Origin of the sequence: Nonomuraea sp. NPDC050663, assembly GCF_044456985.1 — a bacterium.
GTDB lineage: Bacteria > Actinomycetota > Actinomycetes > Streptosporangiales > Streptosporangiaceae > Nonomuraea.
Map to the genome: position 1 here is coordinate 299,459 of NZ_JBITGL010000007.1, position 20,812 is coordinate 320,270.

Consider the following 20,812-nt stretch of genomic DNA (forward strand, 5'->3'; position numbering starts at 1 on the left):
AAGTCGACAGAACCGATTTCCTGAATCGCCCCTTGACATTGGCCGCTAAAAAGGTCAGGTATTGACGATCGGCACCCTTGAGCATGGCCATGACGGCCAGTCTGGACGCAGGTCGAGCATATTTTCCCAGCACCGCCAAGATGCGAAACGCATAGGGATGCGTGCGGAAATAACTGTTGTATTTCAGTCCCCGGCTGGTAGCGTCTAGATCGTTACGCCGACCGGGCGAACTGCCCGTTCAGAAGCCTGACTGTGCCGCACCCGGTCGTGACGCAGGGCACGTAGCGGGGGCGGCGGTCGAATTCGGCTCCGGCGGCTGTCAATTAAGGAAGGCCGCCGTCGGCCGAATCTGGCGCTGCAGCGTCGCGGCGTCCTGGTGAACCACAGCTCAATTCCCGCACAACGGGGGATTGTCCGCTGTCCATTCTCGAAACGTTCGGGAACTGTTCCGTTCATCAAGGGGTGTTGTACGCATGTCCAATCCTTTCGAGGACACCGGCCGTGCCTTTCTGGCGCTGCTCAACGACGAGGACCAGTACTCCCTCTGGCCGGACGGCGTCGACGTCCCCGCCGGCTGGCGCGCCGTGTACGGCCCGGCCGCACGCGACGAGGTCCTCGGGCACATCGAGCGGTCATGGACGGACATGCGGCCCAGGAGCCTGCGGGAGGCGATGGCCGCCCACGAGGCCGGCGCGTGAGGCGATGAGCTCCCTCTCGCGCCGTGTCAGGACGGCCATCGGGGTGGGCGCCGGGCTCGCGGTCATCGGATGCGCGGCGCCTTTGTGGGCCGGCCTGTGGGCCACGACCGGAGCGCATCCCGTCGACGCCCTCACCCACTTCCTCATCGCGGTCGCGCTCATCCTGGTCGTCTGCCAGGGGCTGGCCGCGCTGGCCCGCCGCCTGGGCCAGCCGCCGGTGCTCGGCGAGATGGTCGGCGGGCTGGTGCTCGGGCCGTCGCTGCTCGGTGCGGTGTGGCCGCAGGCGGGAACGTTCCTGTTCCCGCCCGCGGTGATCGACGGACTCGACAAGGCCGCCCAGCTCGGGCTCGTCGTCTTCGTCTTCCTGCTCGGCTGCGAGCTGCGCACCGACAGGATCGAGCGCAAGGGCATGGTGGCCGCGACCGTGGCCGGAGGCATGATCCTGCCGTGGCTGGCAGGGGCGGCGATCGTGTTCGCCACCGGCGACCTGCTGGCGGGAGCGAAGGCCGCGCCGCTGGAGGCCATGCTCTTCGTGGGGCTGGCCATGGCGGTGACGGCCCTGCCGGTCCTCGCGCGCATCCTGTCGGACCTCGGGCTCGACAAGACCGGCGTCGGGGCGCTGTCGATCTCCGCCGCGGCGATCGGCGACGGCGTGGCCTGGCTGACGCTCGCCTTCCTGCTCGCCGGGCAGAGCGCGGGCGAGCAGGTCGCGGGAGGACAGGGCTGGCGCGTCCTGCTGCTCGCGGCGGCGCTGGTCATGGTCACCGCGCTCTGCGTGCGACCGGCGCTGGCCGCGCTCGTGCGGCGGCTGGGCTCCAGCCAGTCGCTGGCCGTGGTGCTCATCGCCGGGGCGATCGGCTACGCCGTACTGACGCAGTCTCTGCAGCTGCACCCCGTCGTCGGCGCCTTCCTGTTCGGCGTCGCGGTGCCGCGCGACTCGCTCGCCGTCGAGCGGGTGGGGCGGCGGCTGGAGGGCTTCACGCTGACCATCCTGCTGCCGCTGTTCTTCGCCGGCGTCGGGCTGAAGGTCTCGGCCGGGCTGCTCGGCGCCGACCCCGTCGGCTGGCTGGTGCTCGCCGTCGTGCTCGTGGCCGCCGTGGTGACCAAGGTGGCAGGGGCGGGCGGTGCCGTGCGGCTGGCGGGCATGCCGTCCGCGCAGGCCTGGCGGGTGGGGTTCCTCATGAACTGCCGCGGCGTGACCGAGCTGGTGGTGCTCACCATCGGCTACCAGGCCCACCTGATCAACCAGCTGGCCTACACGCTCCTGGTCCTCGTCGCGGTGATCACCACGGCCGCCACGGGACCGCTGGTGCGCTGGTCTCTGCGACGCACCCACGACGACGGCGTCACGCGGGCGCCGCTGACCGTCATGCACGCCGACACCGCGAGGACCTAGGGCCGGGCGCCTACTTCTCGATCTCGAAGGAGCCAGGGGAGTTCCCAATGAAGGCTGATGTGAAGAACCGGGTCAAGTTCGTTCGCTGGCCCGCGGAGAGCGAGGTCCGCGAGGAGTGCCAGGCGCTTCAGCACCTGTGTCTTCTGATCGTCGAGCACGGCGCGCCCCCGCCGGAACAGGTCAGCATCTACGAGGACTGGGTCCGCCCCCCGATCGTCGCCGAGGATCTGCAGGCCCGCGTGCGGCAGCTGGCCGCGCGGGCCGTGCTCAACGAGAAACCCGTGCTGGACCCGGCGGGCATCCTGTACTTCAGGGAAGCCTCCGTCACCCTCTCCCTGACGCAGTGCGAGATGCTGGCGCCGCTCATCTCCCGCTACGGCCAGCTGGTCTACCGCAACGAGCTCAAGGACATCCTGGAGCGGTCCGGCGCCAGCTCCTCCAGCAACGCGATCGACCTGCACGTGATGCGCCTGCGCCGCCGCCTGCAGCTGGTCGGCCTGGCGGTGCGCAACGTGTGGGGCCGCGGTTTCGTCGTCGAGCCCATCTAGCGCGAAAGACTCAGGAAAGGATGGCAGCGATGAGGACGGTCCCGGACCTCTTCGAATCCAGGGTCGCCGCCTCGGGCGACGCCCCGGCGGTCGTCTTCGGCGAGAACGTCGTCGGCTACGCGGAACTCAACGCCCGGGCCAACCGGCTGGCCAGGCTGCTGGTCGCGGCGGGCGTGGGACCCGACTCGCTGGTCGCCGTCGCGGTGCCGCGCTCGGAGCGGCTGATCGTCGCGGTGCTGGCCGTCCTGAAGGCCGGCGGCGCCTACCTGCCGCTGGATCCGGCCTACCCGGCCGAGCGGCTGGCGCACATGGCCGTGGACGCCCGGCCGGTCCTGCTGCTGCGCACGGCCGACGTCACCTCGCTGGCCCTGGACGTGCCGGAGATCGTGCTCGACCATCCCGGCACCGAGCGGCGGTGCGCGAGCGAGAGCGGCGGTGACGTCACCCAGGGCGAGCGCCTGGCGCCGCTGCTGACCGGCCACCTCATGTACGTGATCTACACCTCGGGTTCGACCGGCGTCCCGAAGGGGGTGGCGCTCAGCCATGCCGGGGTCGCCGACCTGGTCGCCACCCAGGAACGGCTGTACGGCGTCGGCCCCGGCGACCGCGTGCTCCAGTGGGCCTCCTTCAGCTTCGACGCCTGGTTCTGGGACGTCACCCTGGCCCTGCTGAACGGCGCGACCCTGGTGATGGCCGGCCAGGACGCCCTCATGCCGGGCGAGTCGCTGCGCGAGACCCTGCTCAGGCACGACGTCAACCACGCCGTGCTGCCGCCGGTCGCGCTGGGCGTCACCGAGAGCGAGGGGCTGCTGCTCGGGGGCACGATCACCTCCACCGGCGACGTGTGCACACGCTCCCTGGCCGCCGAATGGTCCAAGGGCAGGCGGCTCTACAACGCCTACGGCCCGACCGAGGTGACGGTCGGCGCCTCGATCGGCGGCCCGATCGAGGGCGTGCAGGAGGAGGTCACCATCGGCACGCCCTGGGACGGCGGCGCCGTGTACGTGCTCGACCAGGGCCTGCGCGACCTGCGTGACGGCGGCGAGGGCGAGCTGTACCTCGCCGGGACCGGCGTGGCGCGCGGCTACCTGAACCGTCCCGCCCTGACCGCCTCCCGCTTCGTCGCCGACCCGTACGGCCCGCCGGGCAGCAGGATGTACCGCTCGGGCGACAAGGGCAGGCGCGAGGGCGGCGCGCTCTACTTCACCGGCCGCATCGACGACCAGGTGAAGGTCAGGGGCTTCCGCATCGAGCTCGGCGAGATCGAGACGCGCCTGGAGAGCCACCCGGCCGTCGACATCGCGGTGGCGGCCGTCGGCGGCGACGACGTGCCCACGCAGCACATCGTCGCCTTCGTCAGCCCGGCGGCGCGGGAGACTGTCACCGAGGCCGAGCTGCGCGAGCACACGCGCGCCACGCTCCCCGGGCACATGGTGCCCTCCGCCGTGTTCGTGCTCGACCGCCTGCCGACCCTGCCCAACGGCAAGATCGACCGCAAGGAGCTCGCGGAGCGGGCCAGGCGTTCCCGTGCCTGGACGCCCGAACCCGGCGCCGCGGCCCAGGCGGACGGAGCGCGGAGCTACGAGCAGATCCTGTGCGGCATGGTCAGGGAGACGCTGAAGGTCGGCGAGGTGAGCCCCGGCGACAACTTCTTCGACCTGGGCGGCCACTCGGTGCTGGCCGCCAAGCTGGCCAGCCGCATGCGCAAGGAGCTGGGCGTGGTGGTGCCGATGCGCTCGATGTTCGCGGCCGAGACGCTGGCCGAGCTGGCCCAGATCATGGAGCGCGCCGAGCACGTCTGAGGCGCGGCGAGCGGGGCCGCGGATTCTCCGGGGAGGTCCGCGGCCCCGTCCTTCAGCGGCCGGCGAAGCTCACCGGCAGGCTCTCGTAGCCGTTCAGGAACGTGGAGTAGATCGGCCGGGGCGTGCCGCGCAACTCCATCCGCGCCACCCCGCCGGCCAGGGCCGACAGCAGCGCCTTCAGCTCCGCCCTGGCCAGGAAGGCGCCCAGGCAGTAGTGCGGCCCGTGCCCGAACGACAGGTGCTTGTTCGGCGAGCGCGACAGCAGGAACCTGCGTGGCTCGTCGAAGACGCTCTCGTCGTTGTTCGCCGACACGTTCCAGAGCGTGACGATGTCGCCGGCGCGCACCGGCCGCCCGCCGATCTCGAGGTCCCGTACGGCGGTGCGGGCCAGGTGGATGCCGGGCGTCGCCCAGCGCAGGACCTCCTCCACCGCCGCCTCCACCGGCACCTGGCCCGCCCGCAGGGCCTGCCACTGGCCGGGGTTGTCGATCAGCGCCAGCACCGCGCAGATCGCCGAGACCCGCGAGGTCTCGTCGCCGCCGAGGATGAGGCTGTAGCAGTTGACGGCCAGCTCCTCGACCGTGAGGAGGCGTCCCTCGACGCGGCTGGTGGCGAGCATGCTGACCACGTCGTCGCCGGGGGCGTCGCGCCGTTCCTGCGCCAGCTCCATGAAGTACAGGACGATCTCGTTGCGGGCGCTGAGCGCGTCGAGCTCGTCGCTGTCGGCGTGGACAGACGAGAGCGCCATCTTGTTCCACCGCAGCAGGTCGGCGCGGTCGGCGTGCGGGATCGACAGCAGGTCGCAGATCGTGTGCATGGGGATCTGCTCGGCGACCTGCGTGGCGAAGTCGAACGTGCCCGTCCCCGCGACCCCGGAGACCAGCTCCTCGGCGCGCCGCCGTACCTTCTCGACCACCTCGCCGAGCACCCGCGGAGTGAACGCGCTCCAGACGAGGTTGCGCAGCGGCCGGTGGCGCGGGTCGTCGGTGACGGCCAGCATGCTGCCGCCGGCCGAGTCGTCGCCGCGCAGCACGACGTCGAGGATGTTGCCCCGCTCGGAGCTGAGCGCCTCGTGGTGGTAGAGGGCCTGGACGTCGGCGTAGCGGGCGACCGCCCAGAATCCGGGGCTCTCTCCCGTGGGCTCGTGCCAGAAGACCGGGCGTTCGGCGCGCACCTCGCGCCAGAACTCGTGGATGTCGTTGTCGACGAAGGTGGCCGGATCGGTGAGATCCAGGCAGCGCGCGCCAAGAGTGGGCCGGCTCATGCTCCGATCGTGACAGCCGGGCCCGGCCCGGCCCGGAAGTCTTGCCGGATCCTTTCCGCCGTCAGGACACGTCGCACAGCCCCGTCTGGTAGGCGATCACGACCAGCTGCGCCCGGTCGCGCGCGCCCAGCTTGCCCATCGTGCGGCTGACGTGCGTGCGCGCCGTGGCCGGGCTGAGGAACAGCGCCGCCCCGATCTCGTCGTTGCTCAGCCCCTGCCCGACCAGCGCGAGCACCTCCCGCTCGCGCTCGGTCAGCACCGCCAGCCGGTCCTGGCCCGACTTGGCCGCCCGGCGCTGGGCGGTGAACTGGCTGATGAGGCGCCGGGTGACGCGGGGCGCGAGCAGCGCGTCGCCGGCGGCGATGACGCGGATGGCGTGCAGCAGCTCGGCGGGTCCCGCGTCCTTGAGCATGAAGCCGCTCGCGCCCGCCTGCAGGGCCTCGAAGACGTTCTCGTCGGTGTCGTAGGTGCTCAGGATCAGTACCTTGACCTGTTCGAGCCCGGGGGTCTCGACGATCTGGCCGGTGGCGCGGATGCCGTCGAGGCGCGGCATGCGGATGTCCATGAGGACGACGTCGGGCCGGGTGGCGCGGGCCTGCTCGACGGCCTCGGCGCCGTTGGTGGCCTCGCCGACCACCGTGATGTCGTCTTCCAGGTCGAGCAGCACCTTGAAGCCGGAACGGACGAGCCGTTCGTCGTCGGCCAGGAGCACCTTGATCGGGGTCATGGGCGTCACGAGCGCGACCCTACCGGCGAGAGCGGCAGGCGCGCGCTGACCTCGAAGCCGCCGCCGGGCCGCGACCCGGCGGCGAGCTCGCCGCCGAGCAGCCTGCACCGTTCGCGCATGCCGATGATCCCGCGCCCCGACGACGGCGTGCCGGCGGCGTCGAGGTCCGCGCGGGCCGCGGCGGGGCCGCGCCTGCCCGCGTCGATGACCCGGATCCGCAGGTCGTCGACGGTCGGTTCGAGCACCACCCTGACCCGCGTGGGACCGGCGTGACGCACGACGTTGGTGATCGACTCCTGCACGATGCGGTAGGCGGCGCTGCCGACCGCGCTCGGCAGCGGCGTCACCGGCGGCGTCTGCTCGACCGTGATCTCCAGCCCGGCGTGGCGGGCCTTGTCGGTCAGCTCGCCGATCTGGTCGAGGCCCGGGTACGGCTGGCGCTCGTCGGCGTCGCACAGCACCCCCAGGATGGCCCGCATCTCCCGCAGGGCGCGCGAGCTGGTCTGCTCGATGGTGCGCAGGGCCTCGCGTGCCTGCTCGGGCCGCTTGTCGAGCACGTGCGCGGTGACGCCCGACTGCACGTTGATGATGGCGATGGCGTGGGCGACGGTGTCGTGGACCTCGCGGGCGATCCGCAGCCGCTCGGCGTCGACCCGCGCCCTGGTCTCCTCCTCGCGCGAGCGCTCGGCCAGCTCGGCGCGCTCCTGGGCGTCGGCCGCGATGACGCGGCGCGAGCGCACCGACTCGCCGAGCGTGGTGCTGATCACCGACGCGCCGATGCGGAAGAAGACCCAGCCCAGGGCGACCCGTGGTTCGACGTCGGCCGCCGCCAGCAGCCAGCCGGCGGCCAGCACGGTGATCCCGGCGCCGGCGATCATCAGCGACCTGCGCCCGTCGCCGTAGGCGGCCAGGGTGTAGAGGGCGACGAAGAGGCTGATCGACGACAGCTGGTCGGGGAAGCCGAGCCCGAAGTAGACCAGGCTGGTCCCGGCCGTGACGGCGAACACCGCGACGGGCCGGCGGCGACGGGCCACCAGCGACAGGCTGCTCGCCACCAGCAGGATGTAGCCCGCGTTGCCCAGGTCGGAGACGGGCCTGGCCGCGGGGGCGAACGTCACGAGGTCGTTGACGTTCTCGATCTGGATCACGGTGACGAACAGCGCCAGCAGGACATCGAAGAACCAGGCCGGCCGCCGTGATAACCAGGGATACGGTCGCCGCGGCTCGGCTCGCAGATCCATGAGCCGATCGTACGGGACAGGACCGCGCCGGTCCCTACTCCCCACGGCGTAGCCGGTCAGAATTTTCGTACGCGTATTTACGTACGAGCTCACTCCCGTCGCCGGAAGCGCCGCCCACCACGCCACGGCGACCATGACGGCATGAAACGAGTCTTCACCGGCCTGGCGGGCCTGCTGCTGCTCGCCGTCATCGCGCAGTTCTACCTGGCCGCCAGCGGAGCCTTCGACAAGGCGCCGATCGAGGAGGCCTTCCAGCCGCACCGCATGCTCGGCTACGCCATCCTGGGCCTGTCGGTCGTGCTCGTCGTCGCCGGCGCCGTCGCGCGCGTGCCGGGACGGCTGATCGGGATGGCGGGCCTGGTCGTCGGGCTGGTGCTGGTCCAGTCGCTGATCCGGGAGGTCGCCAAGGCGTTCGGCGACGGCTCGCCCGTCGGCGACCTCGTCTTCGGCCTGCACGCGGTCAACGCGCTGGCCATCGTCGGCGTGATCGCGACCCTGGTACGGCGCTCGCGGCAGGGCGCCGCGGCGACGCCCGCCAAGCCCCGCCAGCCGGTGTCATGACGGCAGGGACCCTGATCATCCTGGACCACGGTGTCGCGCTGCTGGCGGTCGCCACGTGGTTCGCGGCGGCCGTCACCATGGCGCTCAGGCGCACGGGGGCGGCGTTCGTGCTGCTGGTCGCGGCCCTGCTGGTGACGGCGGGGCGGGTGGCCGCGGTGGTGTTCCTGGCGGGCCGCGGGTGGTGGTTCGTGCAGGAGAAGGTGCTGCTGGGCGTGCCCCTGCTCGTGGTCGCCTCGGCCGCCGCCGCGCTCCTCGCGTGGCCCCGGCTGCGCGCGCCCTCGGCAGGCCGCGGCAACCGTGGGGTGGTCGCGGTGTTCACCGCCGCCTACGCCGCGGTGGCCGGTTTCGTGCTGACGTTCCTCGTCGGTTACCCCCTGACACTGGGCGGCGGGCTCATCGCGGTCGCCCTCGTGGCCGGGGCCGGGCTGCTGACCGCGCGCGTGCTCGCCCGCCCCGAGGAGGAGCCGCCCGTCCCGCCCGTCCTGGCCGAGGTGTCGCGCCGCCGATTCCTCGGGGTGGCGGGCGGCGTCGCGGGCGGCGTGGTGGTGGCGGGCGCGGCGGGGACCGGTGCCGGCCTGTCGGCCTGGCCGCGCGCCGAGGCGATCGACCTGGGAGGCGGGCGAGCCCACACGAGGCGCTCCGCCGTACCCGTGACCGACCTGCGCGGCCCCTCGACCCCCGCGCCGGGCGGCGTGCGAAGGGCCCACACGCTCGTCGCCAGGAAGGCGACGGTCCGCCTGGAGGCGGGCCCGTCCGTCGACGCCTGGACCTTCGGCGGCACCCTGCCAGGCCCGCCGATCACCGCCACCCAGGGCGACCTCATCGAGGTCGAGCTCGTCAACCACGACATCGACGAGGGCGTGACCCTGCACTGGCACGGCTACGACGTGCCCTGCGCCAACGACGGCGCCGCGGGCGTCACCCAGGAGGTCGTCGCGCGCGGCGGCAGGTTCGTCTACCGCTTCCGCGCCGACCAGGCGGGCACCTACTGGTACCACACCCACCACGCCTCCCACCTCGGCGTGCGCCGCGGCCTGTACGGCACGCTCGTCGTCAAGCCGCGCCACGAGGCCCGCCCCGCGCACCTGGACCTGACGCTGCCCGTCCACACCTTCGACGGCGCCGTCGTCCTGTCCGGAGGGGCCGAGCACCTCGCCCCCGCCGGGTCACCGGTCCGGCTGCGCCTGATCAACACCGACTCCGACCCGCACAGGTTCGCGCTCGCGGGCGCCCCGTTCACGGTGGCCGCCGTCGACGGGCGCGACCTCCACCGGCCCGGCGAGGTCAGCGAGAAGACGCTGCGCCTGGCCGCCGGAGGCCGCCACGACCTCGTGTTCGTCATGCCCGCCGCCCCCGTCGCGCTGTCGCTCGACGGCAGGGCCGCCCTGTGGGTACGGCCCGCCGCCGGAGCCACCGGCGCCGTGACGCAGGACGTCTCGGGCTGGCCAGAGCTCGACCTGCTGTCGTACGGCACCGCGACCCGCGAGCCGTTGCGCACCGCCCCCGCCGGCCGGCACTTCACCCTCGTCCTGGACCGGGGCCTGGCCATGGTCGACGGGGCGCCCGCTTACGCGCAGACCGTCAACGGACGCGGCCACCCCTCGATCCCGCACCAGCTGGTCGCCGAGGGCGACGTGGTCAGGTTCACCGTGGTCAACCGGAGCCTGGAGACGCACCCGTGGCACCTGCACGGTCACCCGGTGCTGATCCTGTCCGTGGACGGCAGGCCGTCCACGGGCAGCCCGCTGTGGGTCGACACGTTCGACGTGCGGCCGGGGGAGGTGTGGGAGGTCGCCTTCCGCGCCGCGAACCCGGGGGTGTGGATGAACCACTGCCACAACCTGCCGCACGCCCACCAGGGCATGATGCTGCAGCTGCGCTACGACGGCGTCACCACGCCCTTCGACGGCACGCACACGGCAGGAGCGGGACACGGCCACTGACGACTCGTGCGGCCCCCGGCAACGCCGAGGCGCCGGCCGCGAAGGCCGGCGCCTCAGGGTCGTCAGGGGATCGCCGGGTAGCGGGCGGTGATCGCCTCGCTCGCCATCGGGCCGCGGGCGAAGACGTAGTCGCCGGTGTCGACCGGCAGCCCGCTCGCCCGGTCGACCACGACCGGGTCGACCGCCACCCCGGTGCGCCGGTCGACGAGGACGAGGCTGCGCTCCTCGGGCGGCAGCCGGTGGTTGCCCCACGCGGCCAGCACCACGATGAGCGGGCGCAGCGACCGGCCCAGGGCGGTCAGCCGGTAGGACCGGCCCTCGGGGTCGGGGGCGCCGGCGGCGGGTTCGAGCAGCCCCCTGGCCATCAGCTGGGCCAGCCGCTCCAGCAGCACGCCGGCGGGGGTGGCGAGGTTGGCCCGGATCTCCTCGAAGCCCGCGCGGCCGTCGAAGATTTCGTGCAGGATCTCCAGCGTCCACCAGGCCCCGACCGTCTCGACCGTGCGGGCCAGCGGGCAGTCGGGCACGCGCGGACCGGCGACCACCGCCCCGGGGCTCTTCACGCGGGCCGTGCCTCGGGTCCGGCCGCCAGCGACCAGTACCTGCGCATGCCGTACAACAGCGGCCGCGGCGCCCGCATCGACGGGGCCGCCACGCCGGTCACCTCGCCGAAGACCACGACGTGGTCGCCGACCGGCATCGTCCCGCTGAGCCGGCAGTCGGCGATGGTGTGGGCGTCCTCGATCAGCAGCGGCACCCCCGACTCCGGCTCCCGGACCCACTCCACCTGGTCGAACCGGTCGGCGGCGCCGGAGGCGAACAGCCTGGCCGCGGGCGCGGCCCGGTCGTGCAGGAGGTTGACGGCGAACGCCGACACCTCCAGGAGCGCCGCGAGCGTCGGGCTCCCGGAGCGCAGGCACACCAGCAGGGTGGGCGGGCACAGGGAGACGCTGCAGATCGACGAGACGGTCATGCCCCAGGGCTCGCCGTCGGCGGTCGCCGTCGTCACGATGGCGACCCCGGCCGGATGGGTCGTCATGAGGGAACGGAACCGCGCGGCGTCGACGGGCGCCCGCGCGATCGCGGTGGTCACGGAGTCCGGCATGGGCGGCTACCTCCTCGCTGGCCGGCGCGGGCCATCACGAACGGCTTCCTTGCTGGTGCAGATGGGCCAGGTACTCGTAGTGGCTCGGCAGCCGCTCGGCCAGCGAGGCCGCCTGGTCGCGGATCAGGCGCAGCTCCTTGCCGGCGGCCAGGTCGTCCATCATCGCCAGGCTGTGCGGCGCGCGCAGCGGCAGCCCGCCCAGTCCGAGGATCATCGCGATGTAGGAGTACGGCTCGAACCCGTGGTAGTAGGGGAAGATCGTGTCCTCGTCGGGCAGCTTGACCTGCCACTGCTCGATGCGCTCGGCCAGCGAGTCCGGCATCGGGCGGGTCTTGGCGTCGCGCCAGTAGGCGTTGTCGGCGCGCTTGGCCGCGTAGTAGTGCAGCACGAGGAACTCACGCACGCCGTCCATGACGTTGGAGACCTGCCGGTTGTAGGAGCGGCGCAGCCGCTCGTCGTCGCGCCCGCCCGGCCAGTGCTTGACCAGCTGCTCGATGGCGTTCTGGATGAAGAAGATGCCGGTCGACTCCAGCGGCTCGACGAACCCGCTCGACAGGCCGATCGCCACGCAGTTGTTCACCCACGAGTCCTCGCTGCGGCCGACGCGCATCCTGATGTGGTTGGCCTCCAGGTCGTCGGCGGCGGGCCCGACGTGGGCGCGCAGCGTGCGCTCGGCCTCCTCGGGCGTGCAGTAGTCGCCGGCGTAGACGTAGCCGGTGCCGATGCGGCCGAACAGCGGGATCGTCCAGATCCAGCCCGCGTCCTGGGCGCTGGCCGTCGTGTAGGGCCCGAACGGCTGGGTGGCCATGTCGAGCGGCACGCGCAGGGCGACCGCCCGGTCGTTGGGCAGGCTGTCCTGGTAGGACAGGAACGGCACGCCGAGTTTCCGGTTGAGGAGCACGCCGCGGAAGCCCGTGCAGTCGATGAACAGGTCGCCGGCCAGCTCGCCGCTCTCCCCGGTGCGCACGTGCGTGAGGTGGCCGCGCTCGTCGGCGGCGACGTCGACGACGTCGTCCAGGACGTGACGCACCCCGCGGTCGGTGCCGTACTTCGTCAGGAATCCGGCCAGCAACGTCGCGTCGAACTGGTAGGCGTAGGGGAACTGGGTGGTCTGCTCGGCCATCGTGGAGCGGATCTCGTCGCCGGTGAGGCTCCGCTCGAACAGGTTCCCCTCCAGGAACCTGGGCGCCCGCCCCGCCTCGCACAACGCGGCGATCACCGAGCAGTCGCGGTCGTAGTCGTCGCTGGGCCGCTTGTGCAGCCACCAGTCGGCGAGCGAGACGCCGTCGACGACCCGCGCCCGCTCGAAGGGGTGGTAGAAGGAGTGGCCCTTCTCCCGCCAGTTCTCGTAGCGGATCGCCAGCTTGTAGGTGCCGTGGCAGGCCGCCATCCAGTCCGCCTCCTCCAGGCCCAGGTAGGCGAAGAAGTGGCGGATGGTGCTGAAGGTGGCCTCGCCGACTCCGATCGTGGAGACGTTCCTGGATTCGACGAGCGTGACCGAGATCTGCTCGCCGAAGGCGGCCTTCAGGTACGAGGCGGTCATCCACCCCGCCGTCCCGCCTCCGACGATGACAACACTCCTGGCCATGGTCTCCTCACTTGTCTGGGATGAAGACGTCAACGGGGCGACGGGTCTCATCGGGCTCCTCCTGCGCATTCGTCGACGAACTCGATGAGCTTGAGCACCCCGGATTCGAGCCACGCCGGGTCCACGCAGAACGCCACCCGGATCAGGTGCCGCGACCAGGGCGCGTAGTCGTGGGAGCGGATCCTGCCCCGCTCGTCGACGTCGGGGCGCAGGGCGAACCCGTTGCCCGGCACGACCGCGACGCCCTTGCGTTCGAGCAGCCGCAGCGCGAACTCCTCGGCGTCCAGGCCCGAGCGGGCGACGTCCACCATCGCGTACCACCCGCCGGCGGGCAGCTCCCGCAGCAGGCCCGCCCGGATCAGGGGCGGCAGCGCCACGTCCCTGTTGCGCTGCACCAGCTTGCGGTTGGCCGCCGCCGCGCCGGACCTGCCGGCCACCGCGGCGATCCCGGCGTGCTGCACCGGGGTGGAGGTGCCGATGATGTTGGCCTCCTGCACGACCTTCATGACGTCGGCCGCGCGCTCGTCGGCCAGCGCGACGTACCCGAGCCGGTAGCCGGTCATCGCGAAGCTCTTGGAGAAGGTGAAGACGCTGTGCACGATGCGCTCGCCCACCGGCAGGTCCCGCTCGAAGGAGGCCACCGAGACGTGCTCGCGCTCGTAGCAGAAGTGCTCGTACGCCTCGTCGCTGATGACCTGCCAGCCTCGCCTGCGGGCCAGCGCCAGCAGCGCGGTGATCTCCTCGGGCGTCAGGACCACCCCGGTCGGGTTGGCCGGCGAGTTGATCAGCAGGACCCGCGTGTTCGACGTCGCCGCCGCCTCGATGCGCTCGGGGTCGGGACGGAAGCCGGGACCCAGCGGGTAGAGCACCGGCCGGAAGCCCGCCAGCAGGCTCTGCTGCAGGTGGACCGGCCAGTGCAGCTCCGGCAGGAGGATCTCGGCGCCGGGCTCGGCCAGCGACTGCAGCAGGGCGGCCAGGCCCTGGCACGATCCGGGCGAGATCAGGAGGCGGGAGACGGCGCTGTCGATCCCGTTGTCGGTGCGCAGCTTGTCGACCAGCGCCTCACGCAGCGCCGGCAGCCCCTCCACGCCGGTGTACTTGGTGTCGCCGCGCCGTACCGCGTCGATGAACGCGCCCGACACCACGCCCGAGGGGTCGAAGTACGGGTCGCCGACGTGCAGCTTGATCACCTCGGCGCCGCCCGCGGCGCTCGCCTCCGCGGCGCGGAAGATGCGCAGCAGACACGATGAGGGGATGCTGCCGGCGACGGACTGGAGTTCCGACCGCATGCTCTTTCCGCCCTTCCCTGGAGTGTTGTCTGTCATGCCGTACGGCCGCCGTCCACGGGGATCAGCGCGCCGGTCACCCAGCCCGACAGCTCCGGGTCGAGCAGCGAGCACACCCAGCCGCCGATCTCCGCCTCGTCGCCGAAGCGTGCCATCGGCGTCGCGGAGAGCAGGTCGTCACGCAGATTCCGCACGCCCGCCTCGTCCAGGCCCGTCTCCGACCACATGGGGGTCTGCACCGGGCCGGGCATGATGGCGTTGACCCGGACGTCCGGCGCCAGCTCCCTGGCCAGCGAGCGCGTGAGGCTGTTGAGCGCGGCCTTGGTCGCGCCGTAGAAGGAGCGGCCCGGCATGGACAGCGCGCCGCCGACCGACGAGATGTTGACGACCGCGCCCCGGCGGGCCCGCAGCTGCGGCAGGGCGCACCTGATCAGGTCGGCGGGCGCGCGCACGTTGACGGCGAACATCGCGTCGAACACCGCGGGGTCGATCGTCTCCAGCCGCCCGAACCTGGCCAGGCCCGCGTTGTTGACGACCGCGTCGAGCCGCCCGAAGGCCGCTGTCGTGGCGGCGACGACACGTTCAGGGGCGCCGGGCGCGCAGACGTCGGCGGCCACGACCGTGACCGCGTCGCCGTGCCGGCCGGCCAGGTCGCGCAGCGCCTCCTCGCGGCGCCCGACGGCCGTGACGGCCGCGCCCGCCTTCAGCAGGCTCTCGGCGATGCCCCGCCCGATGCCGGTGGCCGCGCCCGTGACCACGACCGCGCTGCCGGTCAGCGTCATCGCCCGGCCGTGCTTCCGGCTGTGCTTCCGGCCGTGCCCTGCACCGCGCCGGCGGCCAGGGTCGCCAGGATGTCGGCGATCAGCTCGGACGGGTCGGCGACGACCTGGAAGTGCCCGCCCGGCCGGGAACGCGCGCTGAAGCCGCCGCTGGAGACCCCGGCCCACGCGGCGAACGCGGCACCGTCGACCAGCGGATCCTCGGTGTTGTGGTAACCGCGCACCTGGCAGCGCAGCGGCTCACGCCGCGGCGAGGGACGATAGGTCTCGTTGAGCCCGATGTAGCAGCGCAGCACCGGCAGCAGCAGGTCGCGGAACTCGCGGTCCCCGGCGACCTCGGGCGCGATCCCGCCCAGGTCGCACAACCTCGACCACAGCTCCTCGTCGCCGGCGCGGTGGGTGAGCCCGCCGCGCGGCCGCCAAGGGGCGGGCGCCCCGGAGACGAACAGCCACCGGGCCGGGAGGCCGTCGTCCTGCAGGATCCTGGCGGTCTCGTAGGCGACCAGCGCGCCCAGGCTGTGCCCGAACAGCGCGCACGGCACCGGCTCCAGCCGCGCCAGCTCCTCGGCGACCGCGGCCGCCATCGCCGCGACGCTGATCGCCGGAGCCTCGGTGAGCCGGTCGGCGAGACCGGGATACTGGACGGCCATCAGCTGGGTGCCGGGCGGCATCGCCGCCGCCCAGGCACGGTAGGTCGCCGCCGTGCCGCCGGAATGGGGAAAGCAGACCAGCCGGTCAGCCGGGCACTCCACGCTGGTGAGGGCGCGGGTCCAACCCCGGCCACGTGTTCGTACTCGGTTCACGCCACCGAGCGTCACCGATACACGAGCTACCAAGGCAAAACTTTCACAGCTCTGTCGGGGCTCGGTACGGCACGGCGCCGGTGGTCGAGGCTGAGGACGTCGCAACCGAGGAGGACATCATGCTGGACGGGTTCGTGCCGTGGCCACCCGATGTGGCCGACCGATACCGCCGCGCCGGCTACTGGAAGGGTCTCTCCCTCGGGCACTACCTCGCCGACGGCGCCGCGCGCCACCCCGGCAGGATCGCGGCGGTCGACGTGCACCGCCGGGTCACCTACGCGCAGCTGGCCGGCGAGGCGGCCGGGATCGCCGCCGGGCTGCTCGACCTCGGCATCGCCAGGCACGACAGGGTCGTGCTCCACCTGCCCAACGTGATCGACTTCCTCTCCGTCACCTTCGCCCTGTTCGGCATCGGCGCGATCCCCGTGATGGGGCTGCCGGGCCACCGCCGCGACGAGATCCTCCACCTGGCGCGCTCCTCAGGAGCGGTCGCCTACGTCGGTCCCGACCGGTTCCAGGGCTTCGACTACCGGGTCCTGGCGCGCGAGGTGCGCGCCGCGGCGCCGGGGCTGCGGCACGTCGTGGTCGCCGGCCAGGCCGAGGAGTTCACCCCGCTGTCCGCCCTGGCCGGGACCGCGCCCCGCGAGCTGCCGCCCGTCGACGCGTCGGAGGTGGCGCTCCTGCTGCTGTCAGGCGGGACCACCGGCACGCCCAAGCTGATCCCGCGCACCCACGACGACTACGCCTACAACATCCTGGAATGCGCCAAGGTCGCCGGCTTCGACGGCGGCGTCTACCTCGCCGCCAACCCCGTGCCGCACAACGCGGCGCTGGGCTGCCCCGGCGCGCTGGGCGCGCTGCTCACCGGCGGCAAGGCCGTCCTGGCCGCCAACCCCAGCCCCGACCACGTCTTCCCGCTGATCGAGCGCGAGGGCGTCACGCTCACCACCCTGGTGCCCGCGCTGGCGCTGCTCTGGGCCGAGGCGGCCCAGCTCACGCCCGTCGACATGAGCCGCGTGACCATCCAGGTCGGCAGCTCGAAGTTCGGTCCCGCGGCGGTGGCCAGGGTCAGCGAGAGCCTGGGCTGCCGCCTGGCCAACGTGTACGGCATCGGCGAAGGGCTCATCACCCACACCCGCATGGACGACCCACCGGAGGTCGTGCACGGCACTGAGGGCAGGGCGCTGTCGCCCGACGACGAGATCAGGATCGTCGACGGCGACGGCGACGATCTGCCGACCGGCCGGACGGGCGAACTGCTCACCCGCGGGCCGTACACCATCCGCGGCTACTTCGCCGCGCCCGAGCACAACCGCCGGTCGTTCACCGCGGACGGGTTCTACCGGACGGGAGACCTGGCCCGCCTGACCGAGGACGGCAACGTCGTCATCGAGGGCCGGATCAAGGACATCATCCACCACCTGGGAGAGAAGGTCTCGGCCGAAGAGGTCGAGGGGCACGTGCTCTCGCACCCGCTCGTGCGTGACACGGCCGTGGTCGGCGTGCCGGACGACGAGCTCGACGAGCGCCTGTGCGTGTTCGTGGTGCTCGGCGCCGACGCCCCCGGCCACCCGCTGTCGCTGCGCGCGGTCAGGGAGCACATCCGCGACCGCGGGCTGGCGTCCTACAAGCTGCCCGACGAGCTGATCGTCGTCGCCGACCTCCCGCGCACCCCGGTGGGCAAGATCGACAAGAAGGCCCTGCGTGAGGGCCGGTTGCTGCAGCATCGCTGAACCCCGCCACCCGAAGGAGTTTGCGAGATGACCGACACGGCGCAGGCCCAGCGCCATCCGGCGTACGGGGAGATCCTCAGGCTGGACGAACTCCTGGACATCGCCTGCGTGCGCGATGACGCCGACCGCACCCTGTTCTTCGCGGCCCACCAGGCCTGCGAGATCTGGTTCGCGGTCGTGCTGCGTCACCTCGACGAGGCGCGGCAGGCCCTGCTCGAAGGCGACGCGATCCCGGCCGCCGAGCACCTGGAGCGATTGCCTCACATCATGGAGGTGATCACCAACCACATCGACATCCTCGGCACGCTGGCGCCGCGCTCCTTCGACGAGATCCGCGCCACGCTCGGGACGTCGAGCGGCTTCCAGTCGGCGCAGTACCGGGAGATCGAGTACCTGTGCGGGGCGCGCGACCGGCGCTTCCTCAACGTCAGCGGCCTGACCGAGGCCGAGCGCGACAGGCTGCTCGACCAGCTGGCCCAGAAGTCGTTGTCGAGCGTCTTCGTGGAGTACCGCGACAGCGTGCCCGCCGCCTCGCTGCTGGCCAGGCGCCTGCGCGACGCCCTGCGGACGTTCGACAACTCGGTGCGCGTCTGGCAGGAGCGGCACGCCGAGGTGGCGGAGCTGTTCCTCGGCGCCCAGCGCGGCACCGCCGGTTCGACCGGCGCCGCCTACCTGCGGCGCTCGGCCGCGCGAACGATGTTCCCCGAGGTCTTCCCCGACCAGTGGCGGCCCTTCGGCGGGGAGCAGGAACGGCGGGCGCCCGCGCTGGCCGCCCGCATCCAGTCCGGCGAGTCACCGGTCCAGAGGAGAGTGCGAGGATGACTGCCCGCGGAGCCGGCGATCACCACGGTGACCCGGGAAAGTCCAGGAGAGTCGTCATCGTCGGGGGAGGCACGGCCGGCTGGATGACGGCGTCCTACCTGGCGGCCGCCTTCGGCGACAGGATCGACCTGACGGTGGTGGAGTCGGCCCACATCGGCACCGTCGGCGTCGGCGAGGCCACCTTCAGCGACATCCGGCACTTCTTCGAGTTCCTCAGGCTGGCGGAGTCGGACTGGATGCCGGCCTGCAACGCCACCTACAAGCTGGCCGTGCGCTTCGAGAACTGGCGCGAGCCCGGCCACCACTTCTACCACCCCTTCGAGCAGCTCGCCTCGGTCGACGGCTTCCCGCTCAGCGACTGGTGGCTGCGCCACCCGACCACGAGCAGGTTCGACAAGGACTGCTTCGTGATGGCCTCGCTGTGCGACGCGGAGCGCTCGCCCCGCTACCTCGACGGCACCCTGCTCGACCAGGGCTTCGTCGAGCAGCACCACGACGAGGGCGCGGCCCGCTCGACCATCGCCGAATACCAGGGCGTGCAGATCCCCTACGCCTACCACTTCGAGGCGCACCTGCTGGCCACCTACCTGACCGGCTACTCCACCAGGCGCGGCGTGCGCCACATCGTCGACAACGTCGTCGACGTCGGGCTCGACGAGGACGGCTTCATCACCCACGTCGCCACCGCCGAGCACGGCGAGCTGAGCGCCGACCTGTTCGTCGACTGCACAGGCTTCCGCGCGCTGCTGCTGAACAAGGCGCTCGGCGAGCCGTTCGTCTCCTACCAGGACACGCTGCCCAACGACAGCGCGGTCGCCCTCCAGGTGCCGCTCGACATGGACCGCGAGCCGCTGCGGCCGTGCACGACGGCCACCGCCCAGGAGGCCGGCTGGATCTGGACCATCCCGCTGATCAGCCGCATCGGCACCGGCTACGTCTACGCGGGCGACTACTCCACGCCCGAGCGGGCCGAGCAGGTGCTGCGCGACTTCGTCGGGCCCGCCGCGGCCGACGTGCCCGCCAACCACATCAAGATGCGGATCGGCCGCAGCCGCCGCTCGTGGGTGAAGAACTGCGTCGCCGTCGGCCTGGCGAGCGGGTTCGTGGAGCCGCTGGAGTCGACGGGGATCTTCTTCATCCACCACGCCATCGAGCAGATGGTGAAGTACTTCCCGTCAGGGCGCGGCGACGAGCTGCAGCGCGAGCTGTACAACCGCTCCATCGCGCACGTCATGGACGGCGTGCGCGAGTTCCTGTGCCTGCACTACGTGGGCGCCAGGCGCGCCGACAACCAGTACTGGAAGGACACCAAGACGCGGAAGATCCCCGACGCGCTGGCCGAGCGCATCGAGATCTGGAAGCACAAGGTGCCCGACACGGAGTCGGTCTACCCGTACTACCACGGGCTGCCGCCGTACTCCTACAACTGCATCCTGCTGGGCGCCGGCGGCATCGAGGTGAAGCACTCGCCGGCGCTCGACCTGGCCGACGAGCGGGCCGCGCTGGCGGAGTTCCAGCGCATCCGCATCAAGGCCGACAAGCTCGTGCAGGAGCTTCCCACGCAGAACGAGTACTTCGCCCAGATGCGCGCCGACACCCACTGAAGCGCGCAGGGCCGGGGCCGGGGTCCGGATCCGCCCCGATCCGGACCCCGGCCAGGCCCGACACCAGGAAGGCGTGACAGCGTGACCATGCCTCTTGCCCACGACCGGCGGGAACTGGACCTGCAGTATTCGCCGAGCTCGCGCGTGGCCGACATCGGCGTGTACCTGACGGAGTACGCGGCGCGCAGCGCCCGGGCGCGCGAACGGCTCGACGCGCGGCTCGGCGTCAGGTACGGCCCGCGGCCCGGGCAACGGCTCGACCTGTTCCCGGCGGGCGGGGACGGCACGCCGACGCTGGTGTTCGTCCACGGCGGCTACTGGCAGGAGCTCAGCAGGCACGAGTCGTCCTTCCTGGCGCTCGACCTGGTGCCCAGAGGCGTCTCGGTCGTCGCGCTCGGCTACGGCCTGGCGCCCGCCCATCCGCTGCCGGACATCGTCGCCATGGTCGCCGACGGCATCCGGTGGGTGTGCGCCCACGCCCCAGGCCCCGTCTACCTGAGCGGCATGTCCGCGGGCGCGCACCTGGTCATGATGGCGCTGCTGGAGGCCGGATGGCATCGGGGCGGGGTCGAGCCTTCCGGCGCGATCCTGCTCAGCGGCGTCTACGACCTGGAACCGCTGTGCGGGACCTATGTGAACCGGGCGCTGGGGCTGGACCCCGCGACCGCCCGCGCGTGCAGCCCGATCCACGGGGTGCGCGCCGGGCTCGCCCCGCTCGTCGTGGCGCGCGGGGAGAACGAGACCGGCGAGTTCGCCAGGCAGCAGGCCGCGTTCGTCGCCGCCGTACGCGCCGCGGGCGGCAGGGTGACCGACCTCGTCGTGCCGTCCAGGAACCACTTCGATCTGGTCTTCGACCTGGGCGATCCGGAAACCGCGCTGGGCGGTCAGCTGGTCCGGATGATCTCGACGTGACCT

Annotated in this window: 19 protein-coding genes; 10 read left to right on the forward strand and 9 right to left on the reverse strand. The window is 72.3% G+C overall.

Annotated elements, in window-relative coordinates; genetic code table 11:
* Positions 1–473: 473 nt before the first annotated feature.
* From ACIBH1_RS24085 to ACIBH1_RS24100, 4 genes are read left to right on the forward strand one after another with little or no spacing between them, the layout of a single operon-like run.
* The gene (locus ACIBH1_RS24085; RefSeq protein WP_397316136.1) at positions 474–698 is read left to right on the forward strand and encodes an MbtH family protein; all 225 of its coding nucleotides are present in this window, start codon (positions 474–476) and stop codon (positions 696–698) included.
* A 4-nt stretch (positions 699–702) separates the two neighbouring features.
* A complete protein-coding gene (locus tag ACIBH1_RS24090; protein ID WP_397316137.1) occupies positions 703–2,094 on the forward strand; it encodes a cation:proton antiporter in 1,392 nt (463 codons plus the stop codon).
* Between the two features lie 47 nt (positions 2,095–2,141).
* The gene (locus tag ACIBH1_RS24095; RefSeq protein WP_397316138.1) at positions 2,142–2,642 is read left to right on the forward strand and encodes a winged helix-turn-helix domain-containing protein; all 501 of its coding nucleotides are present in this window, start codon (positions 2,142–2,144) and stop codon (positions 2,640–2,642) included.
* Between the two features lie 29 nt (positions 2,643–2,671).
* Positions 2,672–4,444, forward strand: a complete 1,773-nt coding sequence (locus ACIBH1_RS24100; RefSeq protein WP_397316139.1) for a non-ribosomal peptide synthetase — start codon at positions 2,672–2,674, stop codon at positions 4,442–4,444.
* Positions 4,445–4,496: 52 nt separating this feature from the next.
* Here ACIBH1_RS24100 and ACIBH1_RS24105 read toward each other — a convergent pair whose 3' ends face one another.
* The 3 genes from ACIBH1_RS24105 to ACIBH1_RS24115 all read right to left on the reverse strand — a co-directional run bounded on the left by ACIBH1_RS24105 (position 4,497) and on the right by ACIBH1_RS24115 (position 7,676).
* Complete coding sequence (locus ACIBH1_RS24105; protein ID WP_397316140.1) at positions 4,497–5,708, reverse strand: cytochrome P450; 1,212 nt, start codon at positions 5,706–5,708, stop codon at positions 4,497–4,499.
* Between the two features lie 61 nt (positions 5,709–5,769).
* Positions 5,770–6,435, reverse strand: a complete 666-nt coding sequence (locus ACIBH1_RS24110) for a response regulator (protein WP_397316309.1) — start codon at positions 6,433–6,435, stop codon at positions 5,770–5,772.
* Between the two features lie 5 nt (positions 6,436–6,440).
* Entirely contained in the window at positions 6,441–7,676 is a 1,236-nt protein-coding gene (locus tag ACIBH1_RS24115) for a sensor histidine kinase (protein WP_397316141.1), read from the reverse strand.
* A gap of 141 nt (positions 7,677–7,817) precedes the next feature.
* On the opposite strand from ACIBH1_RS24115, the gene ACIBH1_RS24120 reads away from it, so the two are divergent.
* Positions 7,818–8,237 carry a DUF6220 domain-containing protein gene (locus tag ACIBH1_RS24120; protein WP_397316142.1) on the forward strand — a complete coding sequence of 140 codons (420 nt, stop codon included), beginning with the start codon at positions 7,818–7,820 and terminating at the stop codon, positions 8,235–8,237.
* On the forward strand, positions 8,234–10,180 hold the full coding sequence (locus tag ACIBH1_RS24125) for a multicopper oxidase family protein (RefSeq protein WP_397316143.1): 1,947 nt from the start codon (positions 8,234–8,236) through the stop codon (positions 10,178–10,180). The genes ACIBH1_RS24120 and ACIBH1_RS24125 overlap by 4 nt, the downstream gene beginning before the upstream one ends.
* Positions 10,181–10,242: 62 nt before the next feature.
* Here the strand turns inward: ACIBH1_RS24125 and ACIBH1_RS24130 are convergent, their stop codons facing one another.
* From ACIBH1_RS24130 to ACIBH1_RS24155, 6 genes are read right to left on the reverse strand one after another with little or no spacing between them, the layout of a single operon-like run.
* A complete protein-coding gene (locus tag ACIBH1_RS24130) occupies positions 10,243–10,740 on the reverse strand; it encodes a winged helix-turn-helix transcriptional regulator (RefSeq protein WP_397316144.1) in 498 nt (165 codons plus the stop codon).
* Positions 10,737–11,282, reverse strand: a complete 546-nt coding sequence (locus ACIBH1_RS24135; RefSeq protein WP_397316145.1) for a flavin reductase family protein — start codon at positions 11,280–11,282, stop codon at positions 10,737–10,739. The genes ACIBH1_RS24130 and ACIBH1_RS24135 overlap by 4 nt, the downstream gene beginning before the upstream one ends.
* A 34-nt stretch (positions 11,283–11,316) precedes the next feature.
* Positions 11,317–12,870 (reverse strand): tryptophan halogenase family protein, encoded by a 1,554-nt coding sequence (locus ACIBH1_RS24140; protein WP_397316146.1) that lies wholly within the window; start codon positions 12,868–12,870, stop codon positions 11,317–11,319.
* 47 nt (positions 12,871–12,917) lie between these two features.
* Positions 12,918–14,159 (reverse strand): pyridoxal phosphate-dependent aminotransferase, encoded by a 1,242-nt coding sequence (locus tag ACIBH1_RS24145; protein ID WP_397316147.1) that lies wholly within the window; start codon positions 14,157–14,159, stop codon positions 12,918–12,920.
* A gap of 32 nt (positions 14,160–14,191) precedes the next feature.
* Positions 14,192–14,938, reverse strand: coding sequence for an SDR family NAD(P)-dependent oxidoreductase (locus tag ACIBH1_RS24150; RefSeq protein WP_397316148.1), 747 nt, complete (start codon positions 14,936–14,938; stop codon positions 14,192–14,194).
* Positions 14,935–15,738, reverse strand: coding sequence for a thioesterase II family protein (locus ACIBH1_RS24155; protein WP_397316149.1), 804 nt, complete (start codon positions 15,736–15,738; stop codon positions 14,935–14,937). The genes ACIBH1_RS24150 and ACIBH1_RS24155 overlap by 4 nt, the downstream gene beginning before the upstream one ends.
* Positions 15,739–15,857: 119 nt before the next feature.
* Between ACIBH1_RS24155 and ACIBH1_RS24160 the strand changes: the two genes are divergently transcribed.
* The 4 genes from ACIBH1_RS24160 to ACIBH1_RS24175 all read left to right on the forward strand — a co-directional run bounded on the left by ACIBH1_RS24160 (position 15,858) and on the right by ACIBH1_RS24175 (position 20,809).
* Positions 15,858–17,471 carry a (2,3-dihydroxybenzoyl)adenylate synthase gene (locus tag ACIBH1_RS24160; RefSeq protein WP_397316150.1) on the forward strand — a complete coding sequence of 538 codons (1,614 nt, stop codon included), beginning with the start codon at positions 15,858–15,860 and terminating at the stop codon, positions 17,469–17,471.
* 27 nt (positions 17,472–17,498) lie between these two features.
* Positions 17,499–18,293 (forward strand): tryptophan 2,3-dioxygenase family protein, encoded by a 795-nt coding sequence (locus ACIBH1_RS24165; RefSeq protein ID WP_397316151.1) that lies wholly within the window; start codon positions 17,499–17,501, stop codon positions 18,291–18,293.
* Positions 18,290–19,897: a tryptophan halogenase family protein gene (locus ACIBH1_RS24170; RefSeq protein ID WP_397316152.1), complete on the forward strand. Its 1,608-nt coding sequence runs from the start codon at positions 18,290–18,292 to the stop codon at positions 19,895–19,897. The genes ACIBH1_RS24165 and ACIBH1_RS24170 overlap by 4 nt, the downstream gene beginning before the upstream one ends.
* 87 nt (positions 19,898–19,984) lie before the next feature.
* Entirely contained in the window at positions 19,985–20,809 is an 825-nt protein-coding gene (locus ACIBH1_RS24175; protein WP_397316310.1) for an alpha/beta hydrolase, read from the forward strand.
* Positions 20,810–20,812: the final 3 nt, after the last annotated feature.

What these genes read in the sequence shown, in the direction of transcription:
- ACIBH1_RS24140 (WP_397316146.1), bottom strand. Translation starts at nt 12,870, where the DNA reads ATGGCCAGGAGTGTTGTCATCGTCGGAGGCGGGACGGCGGGGTGGATG.
- ACIBH1_RS24175 (WP_397316310.1), top strand. Translation starts at nt 19,985, where the DNA reads ATGCCTCTTGCCCACGACCGGCGGGAACTGGACCTGCAGTATTCGCCG.
- ACIBH1_RS24165 (WP_397316151.1), top strand. Translation starts at nt 17,499, where the DNA reads ATGACCGACACGGCGCAGGCCCAGCGCCATCCGGCGTACGGGGAGATC.
- ACIBH1_RS24095 (WP_397316138.1), top strand. Translation starts at nt 2,142, where the DNA reads ATGAAGGCTGATGTGAAGAACCGGGTCAAGTTCGTTCGCTGGCCCGCG.
- ACIBH1_RS24085 (WP_397316136.1), top strand. Translation starts at nt 474, where the DNA reads ATGTCCAATCCTTTCGAGGACACCGGCCGTGCCTTTCTGGCGCTGCTC.
- ACIBH1_RS24125 (WP_397316143.1), top strand. Translation starts at nt 8,234, where the DNA reads ATGACGGCAGGGACCCTGATCATCCTGGACCACGGTGTCGCGCTGCTG.
- ACIBH1_RS24160 (WP_397316150.1), top strand. Translation starts at nt 15,858, where the DNA reads ATGCTGGACGGGTTCGTGCCGTGGCCACCCGATGTGGCCGACCGATAC.
- ACIBH1_RS24120 (WP_397316142.1), top strand. Translation starts at nt 7,818, where the DNA reads ATGAAACGAGTCTTCACCGGCCTGGCGGGCCTGCTGCTGCTCGCCGTC.
- ACIBH1_RS24170 (WP_397316152.1), top strand. Translation starts at nt 18,290, where the DNA reads ATGACTGCCCGCGGAGCCGGCGATCACCACGGTGACCCGGGAAAGTCC.
- ACIBH1_RS24090 (WP_397316137.1), top strand. Translation starts at nt 703, where the DNA reads ATGAGCTCCCTCTCGCGCCGTGTCAGGACGGCCATCGGGGTGGGCGCC.
- ACIBH1_RS24115 (WP_397316141.1), bottom strand. Translation starts at nt 7,676, where the DNA reads ATGGATCTGCGAGCCGAGCCGCGGCGACCGTATCCCTGGTTATCACGG.
- ACIBH1_RS24135 (WP_397316145.1), bottom strand. Translation starts at nt 11,282, where the DNA reads ATGCCGGACTCCGTGACCACCGCGATCGCGCGGGCGCCCGTCGACGCC.
- ACIBH1_RS24145 (WP_397316147.1), bottom strand. Translation starts at nt 14,159, where the DNA reads ATGCGGTCGGAACTCCAGTCCGTCGCCGGCAGCATCCCCTCATCGTGT.
- ACIBH1_RS24100 (WP_397316139.1), top strand. Translation starts at nt 2,672, where the DNA reads ATGAGGACGGTCCCGGACCTCTTCGAATCCAGGGTCGCCGCCTCGGGC.
- ACIBH1_RS24150 (WP_397316148.1), bottom strand. Translation starts at nt 14,938, where the DNA reads ATGACGCTGACCGGCAGCGCGGTCGTGGTCACGGGCGCGGCCACCGGC.
- ACIBH1_RS24110 (WP_397316309.1), bottom strand. Translation starts at nt 6,435, where the DNA reads ATGACCCCGATCAAGGTGCTCCTGGCCGACGACGAACGGCTCGTCCGT.
- ACIBH1_RS24105 (WP_397316140.1), bottom strand. Translation starts at nt 5,708, where the DNA reads ATGAGCCGGCCCACTCTTGGCGCGCGCTGCCTGGATCTCACCGATCCG.